This window comes from Candidatus Accumulibacter cognatus, from assembly GCF_000584975.1.
Lineage (GTDB): Bacteria > Pseudomonadota > Gammaproteobacteria > Burkholderiales > Rhodocyclaceae > Accumulibacter > Accumulibacter cognatus.
The window spans coordinates 1-22,233 of sequence record NZ_JDST02000098.1 but is presented as its reverse complement, the minus strand read 5'-3'; the positions used below and the strand labels follow the sequence as shown (position 1 = coordinate 22,233).

Here is a 22,233-nt window from a genome sequence, read left to right as displayed (position 1 = left end):
TGAGGAAATCACCTAAAGTCTTCCGTGACATAGCTGCCAGGCACCCGCTCGGTCAAGACTTCGGAACTGGTATCGGCGCGACTCGATGCCGCCGGCCTGGAACACGTCGTGTTGAATGCCCGGCAGGATCTGTCGGAAGCAGAGATCGTCAGGCACGCCGGCCAGAGCGGTCGGATCACCGTAGCCACCAACATGGCGGGACGAGGAACCGACATCGTCCTCAGTCCGGAAGTGCGGGCGGTGGGAGGATTGCACGTGATCCTGTCGGAGTACCACGAAGCGGCCCGCATCGATCGCCAATTGTTTGGGCGGGCCGGTCGCCAGGGAGATCCGGGATCCTGCGAGGCGCTGGCCGCGCTCGATGACGAACTGTTCACCGCCCATGCTCCTCGCTAGCAGTCCTTGCTGCGGCGCCACTTCTCTGCATGCGAGGTCTTGCCCGACGCAGCCGGCCGCTTCCTGCGCCACCTCGCGCAGTCGGCCGCCGAACGACAGCATTCGCACATGCGCAGACAAACAGTAATCGCCGACCTGCGCGCGGAGAGTGCACTGGCTTTTGCGGGCACGGGCGAATAGTGGCGGATGGCAAGACGAGTAGACGAAAAGGTGAAGGGAAGAAAGGAAACGGAATGAAGGGGGGCAATGGGCTTGGCGATCGACAGAAGGCGGTTCTTGTTCTGCTGTTGCTGACAGGAAAGGTGATTGCCGGCGAATTTGACTGCATCATCGAACCGAGCAGGTCGGTTGACGTGCGGGCAGCAAGCGAAGGACTGATCGAAAAGGTGTGGGTTGATCGTGGCGACGTGGTGAGAAGCGGGCAGGTGCTGGTGACGCTGGATTCCGGAGTCGAGCGCGCAGCGACAGACGCCGCGCGTTATCGTTCGACCATGCAGGGGCGCATCAAGACCGGTGAAAGCCGGGTTGAGTTTTCGACCACGAAGTATCTCCGCCGGGAAAAGCTCGCGGGGCAGTCATTCATTTCGCTTCACGATCGGGACGAGGCGCTGACCGAGAAGCGCCTTGCCGAAGCCGAACTGGTGGAAGCGCGTGACGATCGCCGGCTGGCCGAGATCGAGCATCGGCGCCTATCGGAGCAACTTCGTCTGCGCACCTTGAAGAGTCCGATCAACGGCGTGGTGGTCGATCGGCCGCTACACGCCGGCGAACTGGCGGACAATCGCGATTTGCGCAAACCGATCTTGCGCCTGGCCGACGTGGCGACGCTGTCTGTCGAAGTTCTCATGCCTCTGGATGCGTTTGGCAAATTGGCCGTGGGGCAAACGGCTGACGTCCTTCCGGAAGTACCCGTGGGCGGCCGTCACAAGGCGACGGTGAAGGTCATCGACCGTGTGCATGATCCGGCGAGCGGGACCTTCGGCGTGCGCCTCGAGTTGCCGAATCCAGGCTTGAAGATTCCGGCGGGGATCAAGTGCAAGGCGAGTTTTGCCAACGTCACGGCGCGTCCGGCAACACCGCCAGGCACCGTACACCGCTCCGAGACCAGACCACCGGTCAGCCCGACTCCACCGAAACTCTGAGGAACCGTCCAGGCTTGACCCTGACCGTGGCAGAGGGCGGGATGCCACGCACGCTCAGTTTACCCCGGCGCGGGGCGGGAAATGATAGCTCAAACGGCGGGTAGCGCGAACGGCGCAGCGTAACCGTAAAGCTCAGCGCTGCAAGCGATAGGGCTCTTCGAAATCGAGGAAGTCTTTTTCGGACAGCGCACCTTCGACCCACGCCTGCACACCCGGCAAGGTACACACGCGTGCCATGTACGCGCTCACCTCCGCCGGGACGGGCAAGGCATAGGTTTTCAGCCGCATCACCACCGGAGCGAAGTAGGCGTCGGCAATCGAAAACTCGCCAAAGAGCATTGGCCCGCTTCCTGTGCGCAGCAGGTCACACCACATGCCGACGATTCGTTCGACATCGGCGCGCACCGCCGGCTGGTCGCGCCAGACGAGCTGGCCCGTTTCGGGAAGTGACGCCTCGATGTTCATCGGGCAATGGGAGCGCAAACCCGTAAAGCCGGAATGCATCTCGGCACAGATGCTGCGGGCCTGCGCCCGCGCCGCCCAGTCTCGCGGCCACAAGGCTTTCTCCGGGAACTTCTCGGCCAGATATTCGGCAATCGCCAGGGTATCCCAGACGACTAGTCCGTTACCGACCCCGCAGTCCATCAGGACCGGTACCTTGCCCGTGGGACTGATGGCCGCCATGGTTTGTCTGAAGTTTGAACCGGCAGCGAAGGAATCGAAGCGCACGACGACTTCTTCACAGGCGATGCCGGCCTGCCTGATGAGCACCCCGGCGCGCATCGACCACGAAGAGTAATTTTTGTTGCCGATGAACAGCTTGAGCATGGTCACTTCCTGACAAGTCGAAGGTTGGTGGGTCGCCATCTTACTACGCGTGCTGCTCCGCTTGAGCAGTTTTCCGGCCGCGCCGGGGTGCCGAGCGGATTCAAATCGGGCTGCTGGCGTCACCGCTACGTCCGGCCAGGAAGGCCTGCGCTTCCTCGCGGCGTTCGAAGATGTGCGGCGCGATGCTGCGTGCCGAGAAAGCCTCGCCCAGCTTGGCGCGCAGGAAGGCGCTGGTGGCGTAGCGAGTGATCTGACTGAAATAGTTGGCCAGGAAGTAGCGGTCCATTTCGGCATAGGTGTCGTACATGTCCTGGTTGATGCGGAAGCGATCGTAGTTGATGATCACGCCGACCCGTTTGCCGGCTGCCCGGCAGCGCAGCTCGCAAATGTCCCAGATCGCCTGCACATCCTCGACCACCCTGACATGCATGCCCTCGAAATTGAGAAACAGGATGTTGCGCTCGGGATCGTAAATGACCCGCTCCGGCAGGGACAGGTTGAGCAGTTCAGCCTCCAGACCCATCGGGTTGGCATTGAAGATGCGGGCGTCCATTTCTCCGTATTCACCGACGATCGGCTCGAAATCCATGTTCGGCAGAATGTCCCGGTCGACGTCGATGCCGGGCGCCACCTCGATCAGGGCCAGCCCGCCCCTGACCCGACGGAAGACGCAACGTTCGGTGACGTAATAGACCGGCTTGTCGCGATCATAGGCGTACTGGCCATTGAAGGTGATCTGCTCGACTTTCTTGAGGAATTTCCGCTGCCGGCCCTCCTGGACGATTCGCAGCTTGCCGTCATTGACCTCGACCTTCAGACCATTGCCGGTGAAGGTGCCGGCGAACACCACCAGGCGGGCGTTCTGGCTGATGTTGATGAAACCGCCGGCGCCGGTCAGGCGGCCGCCGAAACGGCTGACGTTGACGTTGCCGGCAGCATCGCATTCGGCCATGCCAAGACACGCCATGTCCAGGCCGCCCCCGTCGTAAAAGTCGAACTGCTGATTCTCGTCGATGACCGCATCCATGTTGACGCCGGTCCCGAAGTCACCCCCGGTGGCGGGAATGCCGCCGATCAGGCCGGATTCAACGGTCATGGTCAGCAGGTGCGAGATGCGCTCCTCCTTGGCGACCGTCGCTACGCCTTCGGGCATGCCGACGCCGAGATTGATGATGCCGTTGGGCGGCAGTTCGAAAGCGGCACGGCGGGCGATGATCTTGCGATCGGTCAGTGGCGTCGACACCAGACTGGCCTGGGGAACCCGGAACTCGCCGGCGTAAGCCGCGTTGTAAGGGGTCACCAGTGTCTGCATGTGCTGGGCGGGTTCGGCCACGACCACGCAATCGACCAGAATCCCTGGAATCTTTACCTGCCGCGGCGGTAACCCGCTGCGCTCGGCGATCCTTTCGACCTGGGCGATCACGATGCCGTTACTGTTCTTGGCCGCCATCGCCATGGCGAGGTTGTTGAGGGTCAATGCTTCACGCTCCATCGTGATGTTGCCGAAGGTATCGGCGGTGGTCCCGCGCACGAAGGCGACGTTGACTCTGCCGACCTTGTAGAACAACCACTCCTCGTCGGCGACTTCGACGAGACTGACGATGTCCCGGGTGGTGGCGGCATTGATCCGGCCGCCGCCGTAGCGGGGATCGACGAAGGTGTGCAGTCCGACCTTGGAGAACGACCCCGGTTTGCCGGCGGCCAGATCCCGGAACAACTGACAGATGATTCCCTGGGGCAGGTTATAGGCCTGGATGCGGTTGCCAAGTGCCAGTTGCGCCACCTTCGGCATGCGCGCCCAGTGGCCCGCCACCACCCGGCGCAACAGGCCTGCGTGGCCCAGATGATTGAGCCCCAGGCTCTTGCCGTCGCCCTGGCCGGCGGCGGCGAACAAGGTCAGGTTCTTCGGGCTGCCAGAGGCGAGGAAGCGACGCTCCAGTGCCGACAACAGGGCTTCGGCAAAACCGGTCTGGACAAACCCGGTGCTGGCCAGGGTATCGCCATCCCGGATCAGTGCGATGGCTTCATCGGCAGTCACGATCTTGCTGCGCATGCTGGTTTCCTCTCGTATCGAGCGAGTTGAGCGAGATTTCCGAACGTTGGCCCGGATCAGATCATACGGTCAACGGCAAGACCGGATCTACTCGTCCTCGCTGGCGTTCGCCATCAGATGCCGCCAGTGCCGTTGCGCCTGCGGCAAATGCAGCATCAGCAACTCGCTGCCGAGCAAGGTGACCCGCCCCTCCCGGCGATTGTCGCCGGTATCGCTGTACTCGAAATGGTAGACCCGGCGCAAGCGCAGCCGACCTTCGTCATCGCGCGCCGGGCGCAGTGATGCGAGCGCGACCGTGTCGTCGAGCAGGAGCAAGTCTTCTGCCGCACATGCCGCACGCGCGGCACACATGCCGGCCTCGCGCGCCTGGAAGCTGTCGTACCAGAACCAGCCCGCGGCCAGCAGAACAAACAGGCTGATCATCTCCGTCCAGGGCATTGTCCGGATCCTGTGAATGTAAAAGTTGCGTCAGCGACGCACGACGCTTACCGTCCTGGCTGGAAACATCTGCTCACACATCCATCCCAGCAATACCCCCCGCCAGCCCGCAAGCGCGCACGAAACCGCAGCCAGGGTGGCTATACTAGCGAAAAATGGCCTACCCCACATCTCGACCGACTCCGCAGCCGTCCCGCACCCAGTCCGCCAGACCTACCGCCAAGTGCTGCCGCCTCGCCATCGCCACCCTGCTGGCGGCGCTGGCAGCCGAGCTGCCGGCCCTCGAAATCAGCGATCCCTTCGCCACACACACCATCACCCCGCCGCGCCCAGCCCTGGCTGGCAGCTCCCTGTCCTGTCAGCCGCGGCCAGCCGACGCCGCCTATGGCATTCTCGATGTGGTCGATCTCGCGCTGTGCCGCAACCCGACTACCCGTGAGGCCTGGTCGTACGCACGCGTCCAGGCCGCCCAGGTCGGCCTCGCGCAGTCCGACTTCCTGCCGGGGCTCGATGGCCAGGTGAGCGCCAGCAGGGCCCGGATCGACTCACAGACTGCCAGCCAGCGCAATGCCTCACTGACGCTCTCCTGGCTGTTGTATGACTTCGGCGCACGTTCGGCGAATCTTGAAATCGCGCGGCAAGTGTTGAGCGCCGCAAGCTCGACGCTCGACGCAACCGTCCAGAGCGTCTTTCTCAATGCTGTGCAGGCTTATTACAACACCCAGGCCGCGCGCGCGGCAGTCACCGCCGCCCGTGAATCAGAAAAAGCCAGCCGCGAGAGCCTTACCGCCGCCGAAGTCCGCTACCGCGTCGGCACCGGCACCCCCGCCGACCGCCTGCAGGCACAGACCGCCTGGTCGCAGGCAACGCTCACCCGCATCCGCGCCGAAGGTGTGCTCAGAAACGCCTTCGGTCGCCTGGCCAATGTCATGGGGCTCGACGCTAACCAGAGGCTGTTGCTCGACGAGATTCCCTCAGTCACCCCCGACGCCAGTTTCACCGGCGACGTCGCCGCGCTGATCGACGAAGCACGCGCACGCCGCCCCGAACTCAAGGCCGCTGAAGCCGAACTCCGGGCCGCTGAAGCTGGCGTCGATTACGCCCGCGCCACCGGCCTGCCAACGCTCTCGCTGAGCGCCGGCCCGCAGTGGACAGACCTTGGCAGTGCTTCGGCCAACGGCAACTCGATTGGGCTGACGGTCAACCTGCCGATCTTCTCCGGCTTCAACACCACCTACCGGGTTCGCGCCGCCGCTGCCCAGACCGAGGTCCAGAGCGCCCGCCGCGACAACGTCCGCCAGCAGGTCGCGCTCGATGTATGGGAAGCCTATCAGAGCCTCAGCACGGCTACCCAGACCATTCGTACCACTGCCGATCTGCTGGCCAGCGCCGAGCATTCCGAGCGTGTCGCCCTCGGACGCTACAAGGCCGGCGTCGGCAACATCCTCGATGTCCTCAATGCCCAGAGTGCGCTCGCCAACGCCCGCCTGCAACGCATCCAGGCGATGCTCGACTGGCACGTGTCGCGCGCCGCGCTGGCCAGGGCCATCGGCTCCCTCGACAGCACGCTGCTGCTCTCGATCAGCCAGCAGAAAGTCAGCAATCCATGAAGCACTCGCGCCGCCTCTTCGCCCTTCTCCTCTTTGCACTCGCTGCTGGCGGTATGTACTGGTATCGCCAGAGTAACAGCCAGTCGCTCGAACAGCGCTACAAACTGCAGGCCATCGAAAGAGGAGATGTCACCCAGACCGTCTCGGCTAACGGCACGCTCAACCCGATCGTACTGGTCAGTGTCGGCACGCAGGTCTCCGGGACGGTCACCAAGCTCTATGTCGACTTCAACGACAAGGTCGAGAAAGGCCAGGCATTGCTCGAACTCGACGACTCGCTGCTCGCAGCTCAGGCCCGTCAATCGGCGGCCAACGTGCAGAATGTCGCCGCCGCGCTCGACCTGGCGCGCGCCAGCGAAGCACGGATGAAAGCCCTGTTCGAACAGGAATATGTCTCCCGGCAGGAACTCGAACAGGCCATCCAGACGCGACGCTCGAGCGAGGCGCAACTCGCCCAGGCGAAAGCCGCCGCCGACAAGGATCAGGTCAACCTCCATTACACGACGATCCGCTCGCCGGTGTCGGGCATCGTCGTCGACCGCGTTGTCGACCTCGGGCAGACGGTCGCTGCCAGCCTGCAGACGCCCACCTTGATCAAGATCGCGCAGGACCTCTCGGAAATGCGCATCGACTCGAGTTTTGCCGAGGCCGACATCGGCAAGATCCGCGAAGGACAGAAGGTGCGTTTCACCGTCGACGCCTTCCCGAACCGCAGTTTCCAGGGCGAAGTGCAGCAGATTCGTCTCAATCCGACGACGCAGCAGAACGTCGTCACCTACAATGTGCGTGTTTCGCTCTCCAATCCCGAACAGATCCTGCTGCCCGGCATGACCGCCTACGTCAGCATCGGTGTCGCCAGCCGCCAGGATGTCCTGCTGGTACCCAACGCGGCGCTGCGTTTCAAACCCAGCGAGAGCAGCGACAGCGAGCGCACGCCCGCCAAACAGAAAACGGCGAGCGAAAGCAGCGGGGAGAGCAAGGGCAAGGGCAGGAAACGCGACACGGCCAGCGGCATGGTATACCGCGTCGAGAATAGCGAACTCAAAGCGCTTAGCGTATCGCTCGGGATCACCGACAATCGCAACACCGAAGTGCTCGGCGGCGATCTCAAGGTCGGCGACATCGTCGTCACCGGCGAGAATGTCGCCAGCAGCAACGGCAAGCCGAGCAGTGTGGGGATGAGACTGTTCTGATGACCGAGGCGGTCATTCGCGTCGTCGGTCTCGGCAAGTCCTATAAAACCGCGGCCGGACTCTTCCCGGCGTTGCGGGACGTCGATCTTTGCATCGAGGCGGGTGAATTCGTGGCGATCATGGGCCCCTCGGGGTCGGGCAAGTCGACCTTCATGAACCTGCTCGGCTGCCTCGATACGCCGAGCAGCGGCGACTACTTCCTGGTCGGCCGCAAGGTCGCGCAGTTGAGCAAGGACGAACTCGCGCAACTCCGGAACCGAAGTATCGGCTTCGTCTTCCAGGGTTTCAACCTGCTGCCGCGGATGACCCTGGCCGACAATGTCGCCCTGCCGCTGGTCTATACCGGCATCGAGCGCGAGCAGCGGCGACAGCGTGCGCAGCACGAGCTGGCCCGGGTTGGCCTCGGCGATTACGCCGAGGCGTTGCCGAGCCGCATCTCGGGCGGACAACAGCAGCGCGTGGCAATTGCACGCGCGCTGATCAACTCGCCGCAACTGATTCTGGCCGACGAACCGACCGGCAACCTCGACAGCCATACCAGCGAAGAGATCATGGCGCTGTTCACGGCCCTCAACCGTGAAGGGATCAGCATCGTGCTGGTGACCCACGAGCCGGACATTGCCGCATACGCCGCGCGACAAGTGCGTTTTCGTGATGGACACCTGGTCAGTGACCAGCCGACGCCCCCCAGAGTGCTCTCCGCATGCTGAAAGCAATGCTCGGCGAAGCCTGGCAGGCGATGGGCGCGAACCGCATGCGCAGCATGCTGACGATGCTCGGAATGGTCATCGGCGTTGGTTCGGTAGTGCTGATGATGGCCATCGGCCAAGGTGCGCAGTACGCCGTAGCGCAGACCATCAGCAGCATGGGCAGCAATCTGTACATCCTGATTTCCGGCTCGACGAGTGCCGGAGGACTGCGCAGCGGGGGCGGGGGCGGCCCGACACTGACTGTCGCCGACGCCGAAGCGATCGCCGAACTGGACGGTGTCAGCAATGTTGCACCGGTACAACAGGGCACGCAGCAACTGGTCTATGGCGCGAACAACTGGAGTGCGACGGTGGTCGGCACGACGCCGCCGTATCTCGATGCGCGCGCGTGGACGATCGTCAGCGGTTACCCCTTCGGCGACTCGGATGTGCGCGCGGCGACACGGGTAGCGCTGATCGGCCAGACCGCCGTCGACAATCTGTTCGGAAGCGACGACCCGCTCGGCAAGACCATCCGCATCCGACAGAGCCCTTTCGTGATCGTCGGCGTGCTCGGCAAGAAAGGGCAGAACCTCGACGGCCGCGATCAGGACGACACCGTGATCATTCCGCTGACCACCGCGCAGCGCAAGGTCTTCGGCAATCCCTTTCCGGGCTCGGTGCGCCTGATCATGGTACAGGCGACTTCGGCCGAGGCGATGCCGGCGGTCGAAAAGAGCATGACCGCGCTGCTCCGCCAGCGCCATCGCATTCGTGAAGGACAGGACAACGATTTCTATCTGCGCAACCTCGCCGCGGCGGCCGACTCAGCGGCCGAGACGACACGCGTGATGTCGGTGCTGCTCGGCGCGATCGCATCGGTTTCGCTGCTCGTTGGGGGCATCGGGATCATGAACATCATGCTCGTCTCGGTGACCGAACGCACGCGCGAGATCGGCATCCGCATGGCAATCGGCGCGCGCCAGCGGGACATCCTCGCGCAGTTTTTGCTCGAAGCGTTGATGATCTCGGTCGCCGGCTGCCTGATCGGGCTTGTTCTCGGCATCGGCGGCGCGCTGCTGACCAATGCGCTGACCGACATGGTGATCGTCATCTCCGGTGCCTCGATCCTGGTGGCCTTCGCTGTCGCCGCAGGAGTCGGCATATTCTTCGGTTATTACCCGGCGCACCGCGCCGCCGCCCTCGATCCGATCGAAGCGCTGCGCCATCAGTAGCGCGACAGGCTACAATCTTTCTTCAGCCCACTCAGCGAGACTCTCTCCCATGCCCATCTACACCCTCGGCGCCCGGCGCCCCCAGATCGACCCGCAAAGCTGGGTCGCCCCCAATGCCACCGTGATCGGCGACGTCCGCCTGGCCAGAAACGCCTCGATCTGGTGGAACGCAACGGCGCGTGGCGACAACGACCCGATCACGATCGGCGAAAACAGCAATATCCAGGACCAGTCCGTCCTCCACACTGACGAAGGCGTACCACTGACGATCGGCCGCAACGTCACCGTCGGCCACCTGGTGATGCTGCACGGCTGCACCGTCGGCGATGGATCGCTGATCGGTATCGGTTCGGTGCTGCTCAACCGTTCGGTGATCGGCCAGGGCTGCATCGTTGGCGCCAACACGCTGATCCCGGAAGGCAAGGTCTTTGCAGACCATTCGCTGATCGTCGGCTCACCCGGCAAGGTGATCCGACGGCTCAGTGATGAAGAAGTCGCTCGGCTGCAGCATAGCGCCGATCACTACGTAGCCAACTGGCAGCGCTATCTGCGCGAACTCGCGGCACTGTAGCCTCCTTTCTCCGCGGCGCGAGAAAAGGCCGTAGGCTTGACGGCCTTTCCCATGAGGCTGTGGATAAGTCGGAAGCCGCTTTTCGTTATCCCGAAAACGCACGGACAACACTGTGTGCAAGCTGTGGGTCGAGCGTGGAGAGCTGCCGCAAGGCATTCTTTGCTAAGGGAAACTTTCTGCCGCCTGAATATTGGGCGACGCAGGAATGATCTCGGCAGGATGGGCACCCGGATGGGTCGACGACAACCTTCTAGCCAAGTTAGCAACGTAGGCTTGTTTAATGTGAAAGACACGTCAGCAACTCACGAATATCCCCTCTCCACTTGCGGGGGAGAGGGAAACGTTCATGAACTTCATGATCGGAGATGCCTGGAAAAGTTATAACCGTTAGCCCATGTGTCATAACCGTTAGCCCATGTTGCGGGTTTCCCACCAAGAATGCTGATGATTTACATCAACATCTCCTGACTCGACCCGAGCGGCCGACGCAAGACCATGCAGAGACTGCCGGAGCACCTGCAGATCGCTCTTCTTATCGTAAAAGGCATAGGCTCCGGCTTCCAAGCATCGCTTGCGGTACACGGACTCCGAGAAGTTCGTGAATACCATGACTTTGACACTCGGATGTTCCATTCTCACGATGCGTAGAACCTCCAGACCACTGCCATTGGCAAGCTGAATATCGAGCAGTACGATGTCCGGCGGACGACTTCGAATGCTTTCGATGGCTGGAGCGGGACTGTCGAATTCACCCACCACCTCCGTACCTTCGATCTGCACGAGTATCTCGCGCAACATGCGGCGTACAAGAGCTGAGTCATCGACGATCAGGGTTAACATCAAGGTCGGTCACAAACAAGACGAAGGGGCTGCGCTGAAAGAAACCCTCCCGGGCAGCGTGCGCCTGGCCCACATACAGCGTGGGATTTCCCACAACTCAGGCAGGACTTCCTTTGCCGGAATACGTGTCAGTCAGTAACCCAAAGGTTTTCGGCAAGCTGTGCCGGAACAGCAACTTCTCGACCTGCTCATGTACCAGCAGCGCGACGTTGGGCAATAGACTGAGTGACGTCAAACCGGGGATGCTGGTCATTCCCCGGGGCAGCACGATGACGATCAGCGGCTTGCTGTGGGCAGAGCAAGGGTTCGCCAGCACGGCATGCACAAAAGCCCGCGACGCCTTTCCCCAACTGACGACGATCACATCGGGCTGGTGCTTCGCAGTGCAATCGTAGGCGTCTTCAATGGATCGGGCAATCGCCACAACCTCGATTTTGTCGTCCGTTCGCAACGCTCTTCCCACACCGTCGAGAAACAGATTGTCCGTGTCCACCAGAAGAAATCGGGTGCGGCCGTCCTGCAGGGCAGTCAATGCGCAGGCATCCATGGCGAGAATCTCCGAGGTGATCGAGCCGCGCCAAGAGGAAACGCCCTTGCCCGCGAATCGATTCCCAAACCGTATCATCCCGCACATATCAACTATCGACTAGCAGCACCAAGTGTAATTTTCATGTAAGCAATGGCCAATACTGCACCCGTCGGGGAATCCCTACATTGCCAACATACCATCGCCCTGCACGCGCGAACCGACGATGGGCACGCGTCGCATCGTCGGTTCCGACCTGCCAAGGACTCTTCTGGCGCTGGCTTTCGGCCACACCAGATCAGGATAGCATGCCCTTTTCCAGGGCATAACGCGTGAGTTCCGCATTGCTGGGCAGGCCGGTCTTTTCGACAATTCTGGCTCGATACGTAGTCACCGTCTTGGGACTGAGGTGCAACGCCTCGGCAATCTGGTTCAAACTCTCGCCGGAGGCAATCCGCCGTAGCACTTCGATCTCCCGGTCAGAGAGTGCTTCAGAAGCGGATTTTCGGCCTCGTCCCACCTCGACTGCCAACCGCTCCAGCAGCGCCGGGCTCACATGCTTGCCACCGCCAGCGACTTTGCGTATCGCGGCAAGCAGCGTGGCCGGAGGGCTGTTCTTGGTCAGGTAGCCGGATGCGCCGGCTTTCAGCGCACGCACGGCATATACCTCTTCAGCGTACATGCTGAGCATCAGCACGGCAATCCGCGGCCGCTCCGACTTGATCTGTTTCAATAGGTCCAGGCCGCCCTTGCCGGGTAAGCCGATATCGACCAGCGCGACATCGAATTCGCTCTGGCGGATCAGTTGGATCGCCTGTTCGGCGTCCTCAGCTTCGCCCACCACCTCCATGTCGCCCGCCTGCGCCAACAGCAGCCGCAAACCGCCGCGGACCACGGCGTGGTCATCAACCAGCACGATCTGGAGCTTGCGCCCGTTCATCGCCCTTCAAACCGGCATGCGCAGAACAATGACCGTTCCTTTCTTCACGCCGCGCGACAGCGTGATGTCGCCACCAAAGCGGGCAGCACGTTCCCGGATACCCAGCAGGCCCCAGGATTCGGCCTTGATCAGATCCTCGTTGCCCATACCTACTCCGTCATCCTCCACGAGGATCATCACGGTGCTGGCTTCACGATGGATAACGATCTCGACGGACGACGCCTGGGCATGGCGGACGACGTTGGTCAACGCTTCCTGGACGATGCGAAACAACGCCGTGGCACGCTCGGAATCGACATTGCTTGCCGCAACCTCGTCAGCAATCGAAACCTTGCATTGTAGTCCGGTCCGCTCTTGAATCTGCCCAGCGTACCACTCGATCGCTGTCCACACCCCGAGCTGGTCGAGGACACTCGGCCGCAAATCGCTGATGATGCGGCGCATCGTATCCACAGCCGAATCCAGCAATTGCGACGCGTACACCAACTGTTCGTCACTCGGCAGTGCGGCCTCCTGAGCGCGATCGATGGCCATCGCAACCGCCCATTTGACACCCGTCAGCGTACTGCCGAGGTCATCGTGCAGCTCCCGCGCAATCCGTACCCGCTCTTCTTCCCGTACCCGCTCCAGGTACTGGGTGAGCTGCCGTAGCTTTTCGTTGGATTCGACTAGAGAATCCTGGCTGTGTTTGAGCGCAGTCATATCGACCACGTTCACAAGGACGCCATCGATGTCACCATTGGCGTTCCGGTGCGGCGCATAGGTGGATAGGGTCCAGAGAAGAAGTGGATCGTCTCTACGCACCCTCGCTTCCTCGGCATCCAGAAGTTCCGTCGTGCCACGCAGGCGCGGCAGAAACTCGTCGGCCATGCACATTTCGCCTGCCAACGCGCGCATCAGGTAAGCTTCCAGGCCGTGCTGGCGCGCCTGCGGGAACAACTCGTGGAGATGCTTGCCGATCGCCGCCTCGCGCGGCACCCCGAGAGCGCGCTCAAGGAATCGGTTCCAGATTACCACCCTGGCAGCATAATCATAGACGACAAATCCCTGATTGACATTGTCCAACACCTCCTGTGCGAGACCCTCGGCCTGCAGGCGTGCGGTAATATCCTGGACGGTCGCGACGTAGAAGTCAACGTGGCCGTCTTCCTGGCGAACCGCCCGCACATCGATCGTCGCATTGATGACTTTGCCATCTTTACGCAGGAAGCGCCTGTCCGTCTGAAAGCCGTTTGCCGCGCCGCTCGAGACGCGCTCGAACTGACTCAAGTCGGTAGCGAAGTCGTCACGATGTATGAGCTGCGTCCAGGTCAGGTCGACCAGTTCCTCGCGGGAATAACCCAGTATTTCGCAAAGACGATTGTTGCAGCGCAGCCAGTGCAGCTTGTCCGTCGAAAGGATGGTCATGCCGACGAAGGGAAGATCAAAAAAGAACCTGAGCAGGCGATCCTTCTCGACCTCCTGGCTGGCCAGCTCGAGATCATGGGTTCGTAGTTCCTGACGCCACAGCAGGATGATCAGGAGCGCAACGACCACAAGTGTTGCGCTTGCGACCAGGCTGACCCAGAACAACAGGTTCCGCAACGGAGACAATACTTCGTCACGGTCGACTTTTGCCACCAGATGCCACGGCGTACCTTTGACTGGGCGGGTCGCAGCCAATACCACGACCCCGCGGTAGTCCATCCCCTCCATGACCTGCACCGCATCGGTCAGGACGGCGCGGGCAGCCGGCAGCTCTGGGGTATCGAGATACTGACTGAATTCCAGCGCCGTTGCCATACGATGGCGCAATTCATTGAGATACAGGACGGTGTCTCCCTCCTTGCGCACCAGCAGCGTCTCGGCGCTTGGGCTAGGCGTCGGCCAGCTCTGGATCAACGGGAAAACGATGCGTTCGACCGGAGCATCAAGGATCACCGCGCCAACCACTTTCCGCTCACCTTCGATTTCCTTCACCAACGGCACCACCCAGTCCAGGTGAACGCGGCCCGGCTCACTCCGATACAGATCGGTCATCGTCACTCGATTGGTCAGAAATGCGCTCTGAAGCGCTTTCCGGACAGGAGCCTCGGCAATGAGGTCGTGCAAGCCCAAGGCATAGATTTGTTGGGCACGACCATCCACCACCATGAATCCGTCGTAAGCGTACACCCGCTTGAGCGTTTCGAGACGTTCCACTAGACGCCGTCGTGCATCGGCATCCTCGTCACGCGCCACCCGTACCGCATCTTCAATGAAACCCGGACTGGCGCCCAGTACGATTGCATCGGCACGTCGCTCGTCCAGCCATGCTTCGATCTGACCTGCCTTCAGGGCAGCGATGGCGTTTAGATCCGCGAATGCCTGCTGCTTCAAGCGTGGATTCTCAAGGTACACAATTCCCACATCCAGCAAGGGAACGATCGATAGCAAACCCAGGGTGACGCCTACCATGCCGCGTAACCGTGAGTGTGGAGGTTGCTTGAAGCGCAGTGAGAAGCGGTCCGGCGTCACCAATACGAGGACTCCGAGTGATGTTACTGAGCGCAGTCCATCAAAACTCGAAGACCTGATTGCTCTGTAGCATCCTCGGTTTGAATTCGCCTGCGCAGGCCTGGATTTCAGCCATCGTCAACTCGATCTGGCTGGGCTTAAGATGACTGATATAGATTTCTGGAACAGTTGACAGCTTCTTCAACTCGTTCTTCAGCATCTTCGGACAGAGGTGCTTCGAGATCTCGGCAAGCCCCTGTTCGCGGTTCGGAAAAGCCGTTTCAATCAGCAAATAGCGCAGGTTGGCAATGCCATTGACCACCGGCCAGAAGACATCATTGGCGGTGGTATCGCCGGTAAAGACCAGGCTGCCCACCCCTGAGTCGAGCTGATAGCCCACGGCTGGTACCGTGTGCTCGGCAGGAAGTGCCGTAATCGTTCGCTCACCGAGCCGCACCGACTGGCCGAGGCTGATGGACTGGTAGCGCATGATGGCATTCTCGCGGCTCGGGATCACACTGAAATCAGGCCAGATCGCCCAGTTGAAGATATGTTTGCCGATGATTTCGAGTGTCGCAGCCGTTGCATAGACCGTGAGGGGCTTGTCGCGTAAATCGCTGACCGAATCGATCAGCAGGGGCAGCAAGGCGATGTGATCAAGGTGTGAGTGGGTCAGGAACACATGGTCGATGAGCGCCAGTTCGGAAAGCGATAAATCAGCGACACCCGTCCCTGCGTCAATGAGCAGATCATGATCGACGAGCATCGCAGTGGTTCGTCGATGACGCCCGCCAATACCTCCACTACAGCCAAGAACCCTGACTCTCATGGCGGTGCAGCCGGATTCATCTGCTTACCGAATCTGCTCTTCGTGATACGAAACAAAACCGTACGGCCTCGCCCGCAGAGAACACGATTGTCCATCACCGCTTGAGGAGAAATTCCATCTTCACCCCGGCAATCTCGATCAGGTCATGGTTCTCCAGAAGACGCGCCTGCGCGTCGATGACCCGGCCGTTCAAGAACGGGAATGCTCCTTCGACGTGGGTCAAGAAGTAACCGTGCGGCCTTCTGGCGATCACCGCCACCTGCCCAGGCTTGCCGAGTGTGGTCAAGGTCTTGGTCAGTTGCAACTGATGGCCTGCATTGGAACCACTGAGCAAGCGGATCGCAGCCGCGCCAAGGGCTGGCGCCGACCCCGCGGGCTGCGATGCACTGGCCGGCGTCACACCAGCAGCACCCGGAACATTGTGCAAGGCTGCTGGCCGCGGCGGTTGCGTTGTCTGCTCATAAGGTGAAACCTCGTGCTGGGTCACCGTTTCGACAATGTACTTCATTTTGTACTTGCCGAGCTCGATGACGTCACCGTCCTTCAGGAAATGCTTCTTGACCGGCTGGCCGTTGACCAACGTTCCATTGGTGCTGTTCAGATCCTCGAGGAAGGAGTCGTTGAGTATGGTGACCACCGCCGCATGTTCGCCGCTGATCGCCATATTGTCGATCTGAATGTCGTTATGTACCTTGCGGCCGATGCTCACCCGCTCCTTGAGCAGCGGGATTTCCTTGAGAACCAGACCATCCATGCTGAGTATGAGCTTTGCCATCGCCTTCTTCGTCCTTAATTGAGCCATGACCAGAGTTTGGACCAGCCTCTCTTGGCGGCCGGAAATGCATGCAAAACCTTGATCACCACCACCGAAATATTGTCGTTCCCACCATTGTCGTTGGCCATCTGGATCAGTTTCGCTGCCGAACACTCGAGATTGACTGCATGCATTTCCAGTGCGTAATGGATTTCCACCTCTTCGACCAAGTCGTAAAGGCCATCGGAACATAGCAGGTAAACATCCCCTGGACGCACCGGGTGAACATGGATCTCCGCTTCGACCTCTGCCTCAATGCCGACGGCGCGTGTCACCAAGTTCCTCTGCAATGAGTAACGCGCCTCTGCTGCCGAAATCAGGCCGCTGTCTATCTGCTCCTGCAGGACCGAGTGGTCGTGGGTCATGGCCGTGAACTCATTCCCCCGCAGTCGATACAGACGCGAATCGCCAATATGGGCGACCACCACCTGATCATCGCAAAATACGGCAGCGACAAGCGTGGTGCCCATCCCGCCAAACTTCGATTGACTCTCCGACGCCTGATAGATCGCCAAATTCACCGCCGCGATCTGCTCCTTGAGGCAACGATGCGCGAACAGTAGCCCGCTACCGCTGTCGGTCCGGTACGCGGCAGTCGCCTTGAAAGCTGCGACCAGTCTGGCCGAGAGGAGCTTTGTAGCCATGTTGCTGGCGATTTCTCCGGCATTGTACCCGCCCATTCCATCAGCCAGAATCACCAGCCCTTGATTGGCATCAGCAAATACCGAATCTTCATTTTTCCCCCTGACCAATCCGGGGTCGGTACGGGCGGCGATTTCGAGCGCTCCCAATAGACTGTTTGCCACGTCCACTCCCATCACTGATCAGCAAATCCAGACGACCAGGCATTCCCTATCTCAAGCATGGCGTCAGTTTCGACATCCTCTGCCAAAGTCTATTCGCCATAGGGCAGTTCGACACCGAAACCGCGCTCACGTGCCAAATTCTCAAGGGTTACGGCGACGGCCAGATCCTGGATGGCCATGCCCTGCGACTCGAACAGGGTGATCTCGTCAGGCGTCGAACGCCCTGCTTGCCGACCGCAAATGACGTCGCCAAGTTCGATGAGCTGTCGCGCATGAAGGCGCCCTTTTTCCAGCGGCAGCAGCAGATCACCCGCTTCACACAGGGCCGTTGCCACGCTATCGACGACGATCGGCGAGCAACGTTTGATGACATCCTCGCCAAGCTCCCTGCGGATCAGAGAATTCGATCCGGCGGCATTGATGTGTGTTCCTGGCGCAAGCCATTCTGCATTGAAAAGAGGCGTCGCCGACGTAGTTACCGTGCTGACGATATCACTGCCACGCACCACCTCTTCGGGCGAAGCCACGGCGACCACCTCGAGCGCAAGTCGTTCGGACATTCTTGTACAAAAGGCTGCTAGACGCTCTGTATGGCGTGCGTAGACCTTTACCCGTTGCAGCGAGCGCACCGCCGCGATCGCTTCGAGATGCCCTTCGGCCTGCCAGCCAGCGCCAAACACGCCTGCCACGCGGGCATCGGACCTGGCCAGCCAGCGCGTCGCGACGCCGGCTGCCGCACCAGTACGCATCATGCCTAGGCGATCGGCCTCCAGCACGGCGCGCAGACTGCCACTTGAGGCGCAATACAGGTGAACCAGGAAACGCACACCCGAGCGGTTACTGGTGTAGGCCTTGTACCCGATGACGTCGAGTTTCGGCAATGCCCCCTGCAGGATATGCAGCGTCGTCTGCGGCAGGCGCGTCCGTTGCCGGGGCACATCGCAGGCCTGCATCGATGCGAGATCACGGTGCGCAGCCTCGACTGCCGCGAGCGCCAGCGGCATGGTCAGCAGTTCTTCAACCTCTTTTTCACTCAGAAACAGTGGCATCGTTGCCCCCAGTTCAGCATATCGGAATCAAACGATCAGCACGATCTTTCCAACTTCACAGTTTGCAGCTTGCAGCGGCGATTTTAATGGCAAATGTCACAGATCAAGGGCAAACAAAAAAGGCAGACCGGAGTCTGCCCTTTTTTGCCAGGAACTCAGGCAACCATAGCAAGCGACCACAGGCGCCCTAAATCAGGGCCTGGATCATCTTGCCCATGACCGAAGGATCACGTGTGACCTTGAATCCACACTCTTCCATGATCGCCAGCTTGGCATCCGCAGTATCCGCACCGCCTGAAATCAGGGCCCCGGCATGGCCCATGCGCTTGCCAGCCGGGGCGGTCACACCGGCAATGAACCCAACGATCGGCTTCTGCATGTTCGCCTTGCACCACACGGCGGCGTCGGCTTCATCAGGACCACCGATTTCACCGATCATGATCACCGCGTCGGTATCCGGATCGTCGTTGAACAGGCGCATGATATCGATGTGCTTGAGGCCGTTGATCGGATCGCCGCCGGTACCCACCGCAGACGACTGGCCAAGACCGATTTCGGTCAACTGTGCAACCGCCTCGTAGGTCAGAGTACCTGAGCGCGAAACCACGCCGATGCGACCCTTGCGATGAATGTGACCGGGCATGATACCGATCTTGACTTCATCCGGGGTGATCAGTCCCGGGCAGTTCGGCCCGAGCAGCAACGTCTTCTTGCCGCCAGCGGCTTCCTTCCTGAGCATCTTGTTGCGCACGACCAGCATGTCGCGCACCGGGATACCTTCGGTAATACATACGACCAGATCGAGGTCGGCTTCGACCGCTTCCCAGATCGCTGCGGCAGCACCTGGCGGCGGCACGTAGATCACCGAGACGGTCGCACCGGTCTGGACGGCAGCTTCCTTGACCGACCCATAGATTGGAATGCCGAAAATACTCTCGCCGGCTTTCTTGGGGTTCACGCCGGCAACAAAGCAGTTCTTGCCGTTGGCGTACTCCTGGCACTTTTCGGTATGGAACTGCCCGGTCTTGCCGGTGATGCCCTGGGTGATGATCTTGGTATCTTTGTTAATCAGAATCGACATGGTGGCTCCTTAACTGACCGCAGCAACGATCTTGGTGGCGGCATCAGCCATTGAATCCGCAGTGATGATCGGCAGACCCGAATCACTGAGGATCTGCTTGCCGATGTCCTCGTTGGTCCCCTTCATGCGGACCACCAGCGGCACCGAAAGATGCGTCTCCCTGGCGGCTGCCACGACGCCGGTGGCGATCGTGTCACAGCGCATGATGCCGCCGAAGATGTTCACCAGAATTCCCTTGACCTTTGGATTCCTGAGCATGATCTGGAAGGCTTCGGTCACTTTCTCGGTGGTCGCACCGCCGCCGACGTCGAGAAAGTTGGCCGGTTCGGCACCGAAAAGCTTGATGGTGTCCATGGTCGCCATCGCCAGGCCCGCGCCATTGACCAAGCAGCCGATGTTGCCGTCGAGCGAGATGTACGAGAGGTCAAACTTGGAGGCCTCGAGTTCGTCGGGGTCCTCCTCGTCGAGGTCCCGGTAGGCCATGATCTCGGGCTGCCGGTAGAGGGCGTTGGAGTCGAAGTTGAACTTGGCGTCGATCGCCTTGATGTCGCCGTTGCCTTCGAGAATCAGTGGGTTAATCTCTGCCAGCGAGGCGTCGGTCTGCATGTAGCAATTGTAGAGGCCCTTGAGCGTCGCAACTGCGCGGTCCACAGACTCGGCCGGGACACCGATGCCAGTAGCCAATTCGGCCGCCTGTGCGTCGCTCAGCCCATCCTCAGGGTCAATGAATGCCTTGAGAATTTTCTCCGGCGTAGCGTGGGCAACTTCCTCGATATTCATGCCGCCTTCCGAAGAGGCCATCATCACGACCTTTTGCGACGCCCGGTCGGTAAGCGCAGCAACGTAGTACTCCTTGCGGATGTCGGCGCCCTCTTCGATCAGCAGCCGGCGGACCTTCTGGCCTGCCGGACCGGTCTGGTGCGTGACGAGCTGCATGCCGAGGATCTGGCTGGCATACTCGCGAACTTCGTCCAGCGACTTGGCCACCTTGACGCCACCGCCCTTGCCACGACCACCCGCATGGATCTGGGCCTTCACCACCCAGATCTTGCCTCCCAGGGTTTCGGCTGCCTTGACCGCATCATCGACGGTCGGACAGAACACCCCGCGCGGAACCACGACGCCGAATTTCTTCAGGAGTTCCTTGCCCTGATATTCGTGAATTTTCATGCGCTTTCCTTGCTTGAGTTAAGGTTGCGAAACGTAACGAACCACAGGCAGGACGTCCTACCCGGGCTTCTGGCCACGGTACCAGCGCGGGTAATAGCGCCGTACTGCGTCCGAATGCGATTCCAGCGCGTGGCAACGGTCGAGCTGATAGGGCTTGTGCACGCTATCGTCGTTATCGAGTACGTCACTGGCAAAAGTCTGCAGCGCAGCGGTAGGCAAAAACATCAACAGCTCGCTGAGATGCGAGCAACCGCGCGTGCCACGGAACAGATTCTTGACTGCCGTGCGAAAACCGTGAAAGAGATTGAGACCGACCAGTTGCGTGTAATCCGGGGTAATCCGGTCACAATAACCGACGTAGGGCATCGCATCGGTACAGGCCACTGCGTCAAGAACATTCATCTGATGGTCGATGGTCACCCGCACCCACATGTCGTGCACCGCTTCGCCGCGCTGCCGCAAACCCGACGAAAGTGGATAGTCGTGGTCCTTGGTGTCTACCAGACGCGCCTCAATGTCCCAGCGCCCATCTTCACGCTTGTAACCATCGAGTTGCACCCTGCGGACGTGCATGCGGGTGCGTTNNCAAAGGGTGGTGGCAACGGCATCGATGGTCCTGGGGATTTGCGAGCATGACAAGGCTTCGTAGCTGGCAAGGAATTTTACACCAGAACGCCTTGGCGTTTTTGGCGAAATACATAATTATGAGTGCTGGCTGCCCGGACACCGGGCACGCTATCGAACTGACTGGTCGGCCCAATCAGCCGGTCGGGAATTCCGAAGTTGGGGTTCCCTCGGTATGACCTCCTGTGTGGCGGCATCGAGCGCACCCAGTACGTTGAAACGCTGCCGGCCCCAAGGCGCCCTGATCCAGACTCGGGCCAGCAGGCACCACAATACCATCGACAGGAAAGCTCCCAGGACAAGGTGCGCCGCGTCTACGAAGAACACGGCATGTTGGCCCTCCTGCGCTTGAAGCAGGCGCGGTTAGATGTGTTTTATTACACACACTTCCTGGATCTCCGGTTCCATCTTGGCCGGCACGGTGCCGGTCTTCAGGCGTTTNNGTTTCATCCCGCACTTCTCTCTCAGGAAAAGCCGCATCTTCGTTCCGACGCCCCATGGCAACCCGAGCTGGCATCGGGGCAACCACCGACGCACCGCACTCGAACGAATCCCCCCTGGATAGACAACCGCTTTGGCTTTGGGCATCTCTTCATCCGCGGCATGGACAANNCTGGCCTTTGCGGTCATGCTCACGATAAGGCTTGGGCACATCCCGCAGGGGAGAACTGAATCTGGACGGTTCCAGCTCAACCTCTTTCCGAAACCGAAAAGAGGGTCATAGCGTTGCTGACCAACGCAGAGTTCTTGCGAATGAAAAGGATATCGATCTGTACCAGGACACCGTCACCACGACGAGAAATGTCGAAGATCTCATAGGCACGAAATCCATGCTCGTCCATCCAACCCACTACTTCGGCCAGCAAGGGACTGCCTTGGTTGTACGGCCAGAGACTCACCTCCATTAGGTGATCTCCGCAAATC

Annotated in this window: 22 protein-coding genes; 7 read left to right on the top strand and 15 right to left on the bottom strand. The window is 60.6% G+C overall.

Annotation, left to right across the window (positions count from 1 at the left end; translation table 11 throughout):
* Positions 1-33: 33 nt before the first annotated feature.
* Positions 34-396 (top strand): hypothetical protein, encoded by a 363-nt coding sequence (locus AW06_RS16830; RefSeq protein ID WP_324576708.1) that lies wholly within the window; start codon positions 34-36, stop codon positions 394-396.
* A 233-nt stretch (positions 397-629) separates the two neighbouring features.
* Positions 630-1,538, top strand: a complete 909-nt coding sequence (locus AW06_RS16825) for an efflux RND transporter periplasmic adaptor subunit (RefSeq protein ID WP_273704826.1) — start codon at positions 630-632, stop codon at positions 1,536-1,538.
* Positions 1,539-1,670: 132 nt separating this feature from the next.
* On the opposite strand, the gene AW06_RS16820 is transcribed toward AW06_RS16825, so the two are convergent.
* The 3 genes from AW06_RS16820 to AW06_RS16810 all read right to left on the bottom strand — a co-directional run bounded on the left by AW06_RS16820 (position 1,671) and on the right by AW06_RS16810 (position 4,857).
* Positions 1,671-2,366 carry a glutathione S-transferase family protein gene (locus AW06_RS16820; protein ID WP_034952448.1) on the bottom strand — a complete coding sequence of 232 codons (696 nt, stop codon included), beginning with the start codon at positions 2,364-2,366 and terminating at the stop codon, positions 1,671-1,673.
* A 100-nt stretch (positions 2,367-2,466) separates the two neighbouring features.
* Complete coding sequence (locus AW06_RS16815; RefSeq protein WP_034952445.1) at positions 2,467-4,419, bottom strand: malonate decarboxylase subunit alpha; 1,953 nt, start codon at positions 4,417-4,419, stop codon at positions 2,467-2,469.
* Positions 4,420-4,506: 87 nt separating this feature from the next.
* The gene (locus AW06_RS16810) at positions 4,507-4,857 is read right to left on the bottom strand and encodes a DUF3301 domain-containing protein (protein WP_034952443.1); all 351 of its coding nucleotides are present in this window, start codon (positions 4,855-4,857) and stop codon (positions 4,507-4,509) included.
* A gap of 155 nt (positions 4,858-5,012) precedes the next feature.
* On the opposite strand from AW06_RS16810, the gene AW06_RS16805 reads away from it, so the two are divergent.
* Genes AW06_RS16805 through AW06_RS16785 form a run of 5 tightly spaced genes read left to right on the top strand, consistent with a single transcriptional unit; the run spans position 5,013 to position 10,155 of the window.
* Positions 5,013-6,467, top strand: coding sequence for a TolC family protein (locus AW06_RS16805; protein WP_034952440.1), 1,455 nt, complete (start codon positions 5,013-5,015; stop codon positions 6,465-6,467).
* Complete coding sequence (locus tag AW06_RS16800; RefSeq protein WP_034952437.1) at positions 6,464-7,660, top strand: efflux RND transporter periplasmic adaptor subunit; 1,197 nt, start codon at positions 6,464-6,466, stop codon at positions 7,658-7,660. The genes AW06_RS16805 and AW06_RS16800 overlap by 4 nt, the downstream gene beginning before the upstream one ends.
* Entirely contained in the window at positions 7,660-8,370 is a 711-nt protein-coding gene (locus AW06_RS16795; RefSeq protein WP_034952434.1) for an ABC transporter ATP-binding protein, read from the top strand. Before AW06_RS16800 ends, AW06_RS16795 begins: the two co-directional genes overlap by 1 nt.
* On the top strand, positions 8,364-9,584 hold the full coding sequence (locus tag AW06_RS16790; protein WP_034952431.1) for an ABC transporter permease: 1,221 nt from the start codon (positions 8,364-8,366) through the stop codon (positions 9,582-9,584). The genes AW06_RS16795 and AW06_RS16790 overlap by 7 nt, the downstream gene beginning before the upstream one ends.
* A gap of 49 nt (positions 9,585-9,633) precedes the next feature.
* Positions 9,634-10,155 (top strand): gamma carbonic anhydrase family protein, encoded by a 522-nt coding sequence (locus tag AW06_RS16785; protein ID WP_034952429.1) that lies wholly within the window; start codon positions 9,634-9,636, stop codon positions 10,153-10,155.
* Positions 10,156-10,563: 408 nt separating this feature from the next.
* On the opposite strand, the gene AW06_RS16780 is transcribed toward AW06_RS16785, so the two are convergent.
* The 12 genes from AW06_RS16780 to AW06_RS16715 form a co-directional block, all read right to left on the bottom strand.
* The gene (locus AW06_RS16780; protein WP_138678601.1) at positions 10,564-10,995 is read right to left on the bottom strand and encodes a response regulator transcription factor; all 432 of its coding nucleotides are present in this window, start codon (positions 10,993-10,995) and stop codon (positions 10,564-10,566) included.
* A gap of 97 nt (positions 10,996-11,092) precedes the next feature.
* Positions 11,093-11,542 carry a response regulator transcription factor gene (locus AW06_RS16775; RefSeq protein WP_138678600.1) on the bottom strand — a complete coding sequence of 150 codons (450 nt, stop codon included), beginning with the start codon at positions 11,540-11,542 and terminating at the stop codon, positions 11,093-11,095.
* A gap of 277 nt (positions 11,543-11,819) precedes the next feature.
* Positions 11,820-12,461 carry a response regulator transcription factor gene (locus AW06_RS16770; protein WP_034952423.1) on the bottom strand — a complete coding sequence of 214 codons (642 nt, stop codon included), beginning with the start codon at positions 12,459-12,461 and terminating at the stop codon, positions 11,820-11,822.
* 6 nt (positions 12,462-12,467) lie between these two features.
* Positions 12,468-14,897 (bottom strand): PAS domain S-box protein, encoded by a 2,430-nt coding sequence (locus tag AW06_RS21055; protein ID WP_273704825.1) that lies wholly within the window; start codon positions 14,895-14,897, stop codon positions 12,468-12,470.
* A gap of 100 nt (positions 14,898-14,997) precedes the next feature.
* Positions 14,998-15,765, bottom strand: a complete 768-nt coding sequence (locus tag AW06_RS16760) for a 3',5'-cyclic-nucleotide phosphodiesterase (protein ID WP_034952420.1) — start codon at positions 15,763-15,765, stop codon at positions 14,998-15,000.
* Between the two features lie 94 nt (positions 15,766-15,859).
* Complete coding sequence (locus AW06_RS16755) at positions 15,860-16,540, bottom strand: FHA domain-containing protein (RefSeq protein ID WP_034952417.1); 681 nt, start codon at positions 16,538-16,540, stop codon at positions 15,860-15,862.
* 14 nt (positions 16,541-16,554) lie between these two features.
* A complete protein-coding gene (locus AW06_RS16750; protein WP_246148903.1) occupies positions 16,555-17,385 on the bottom strand; it encodes a Stp1/IreP family PP2C-type Ser/Thr phosphatase in 831 nt (276 codons plus the stop codon).
* Positions 17,386-17,474: 89 nt separating this feature from the next.
* Positions 17,475-18,434 (bottom strand): ornithine cyclodeaminase family protein, encoded by a 960-nt coding sequence (locus tag AW06_RS16745; RefSeq protein WP_034952414.1) that lies wholly within the window; start codon positions 18,432-18,434, stop codon positions 17,475-17,477.
* A gap of 187 nt (positions 18,435-18,621) precedes the next feature.
* Positions 18,622-19,515, bottom strand: a complete 894-nt coding sequence (gene sucD, locus AW06_RS16740) for a succinate--CoA ligase subunit alpha (protein ID WP_034952411.1) — start codon at positions 19,513-19,515, stop codon at positions 18,622-18,624.
* Between the two features lie 9 nt (positions 19,516-19,524).
* The gene (sucC, locus tag AW06_RS16735) at positions 19,525-20,685 is read right to left on the bottom strand and encodes an ADP-forming succinate--CoA ligase subunit beta (RefSeq protein ID WP_034952408.1); all 1,161 of its coding nucleotides are present in this window, start codon (positions 20,683-20,685) and stop codon (positions 19,525-19,527) included.
* A gap of 57 nt (positions 20,686-20,742) precedes the next feature.
* Positions 20,743-21,258, bottom strand: a complete 516-nt coding sequence (locus AW06_RS16730) for a DUF2889 domain-containing protein (RefSeq protein WP_273704824.1) — start codon at positions 21,256-21,258, stop codon at positions 20,743-20,745.
* Positions 21,259-21,998: 740 nt separating this feature from the next.
* Positions 21,999-22,233, bottom strand: a 235-nt coding sequence (locus AW06_RS16715; protein WP_273704823.1) for a hypothetical protein, incomplete at its 5' end; no start/stop codon positions are given.

Bases quoted from the DNA above. Each gene is read 5' to 3' on its own strand.
- AW06_RS16825 (WP_273704826.1), top strand. From the start codon at position 630: ATGAAGGGGGGCAATGGGCTTGGCGATCGACAGAAGGCGGTTCTTGTT.
- AW06_RS16820 (WP_034952448.1), bottom strand. From the start codon at position 2,366: ATGCTCAAGCTGTTCATCGGCAACAAAAATTACTCTTCGTGGTCGATG.
- AW06_RS16815 (WP_034952445.1), bottom strand. From the start codon at position 4,419: ATGCGCAGCAAGATCGTGACTGCCGATGAAGCCATCGCACTGATCCGG.
- AW06_RS16810 (WP_034952443.1), bottom strand. From the start codon at position 4,857: ATGCCCTGGACGGAGATGATCAGCCTGTTTGTTCTGCTGGCCGCGGGC.
- AW06_RS16805 (WP_034952440.1), top strand. From the start codon at position 5,013: ATGGCCTACCCCACATCTCGACCGACTCCGCAGCCGTCCCGCACCCAG.
- AW06_RS16800 (WP_034952437.1), top strand. From the start codon at position 6,464: ATGAAGCACTCGCGCCGCCTCTTCGCCCTTCTCCTCTTTGCACTCGCT.
- AW06_RS16795 (WP_034952434.1), top strand. From the start codon at position 7,660: ATGACCGAGGCGGTCATTCGCGTCGTCGGTCTCGGCAAGTCCTATAAA.
- AW06_RS16790 (WP_034952431.1), top strand. From the start codon at position 8,364: ATGCTGAAAGCAATGCTCGGCGAAGCCTGGCAGGCGATGGGCGCGAAC.
- AW06_RS16785 (WP_034952429.1), top strand. From the start codon at position 9,634: ATGCCCATCTACACCCTCGGCGCCCGGCGCCCCCAGATCGACCCGCAA.
- AW06_RS16780 (WP_138678601.1), bottom strand. From the start codon at position 10,995: ATGTTAACCCTGATCGTCGATGACTCAGCTCTTGTACGCCGCATGTTG.
- AW06_RS16775 (WP_138678600.1), bottom strand. From the start codon at position 11,542: ATGGATGCCTGCGCATTGACTGCCCTGCAGGACGGCCGCACCCGATTT.
- AW06_RS16770 (WP_034952423.1), bottom strand. From the start codon at position 12,461: ATGAACGGGCGCAAGCTCCAGATCGTGCTGGTTGATGACCACGCCGTG.
- AW06_RS21055 (WP_273704825.1), bottom strand. From the start codon at position 14,897: ATGGTAGGCGTCACCCTGGGTTTGCTATCGATCGTTCCCTTGCTGGAT.
- AW06_RS16760 (WP_034952420.1), bottom strand. From the start codon at position 15,765: ATGAGAGTCAGGGTTCTTGGCTGTAGTGGAGGTATTGGCGGGCGTCAT.
- AW06_RS16755 (WP_034952417.1), bottom strand. From the start codon at position 16,540: ATGGCAAAGCTCATACTCAGCATGGATGGTCTGGTTCTCAAGGAAATC.
- AW06_RS16745 (WP_034952414.1), bottom strand. From the start codon at position 18,434: ATGCCACTGTTTCTGAGTGAAAAAGAGGTTGAAGAACTGCTGACCATG.
- sucD (WP_034952411.1), bottom strand. From the start codon at position 19,515: ATGTCGATTCTGATTAACAAAGATACCAAGATCATCACCCAGGGCATC.
- sucC (WP_034952408.1), bottom strand. From the start codon at position 20,685: ATGAAAATTCACGAATATCAGGGCAAGGAACTCCTGAAGAAATTCGGC.
- AW06_RS16730 (WP_273704824.1), bottom strand. From the start codon at position 21,258: ATGCACGTCCGCAGGGTGCAACTCGATGGTTACAAGCGTGAAGATGGG.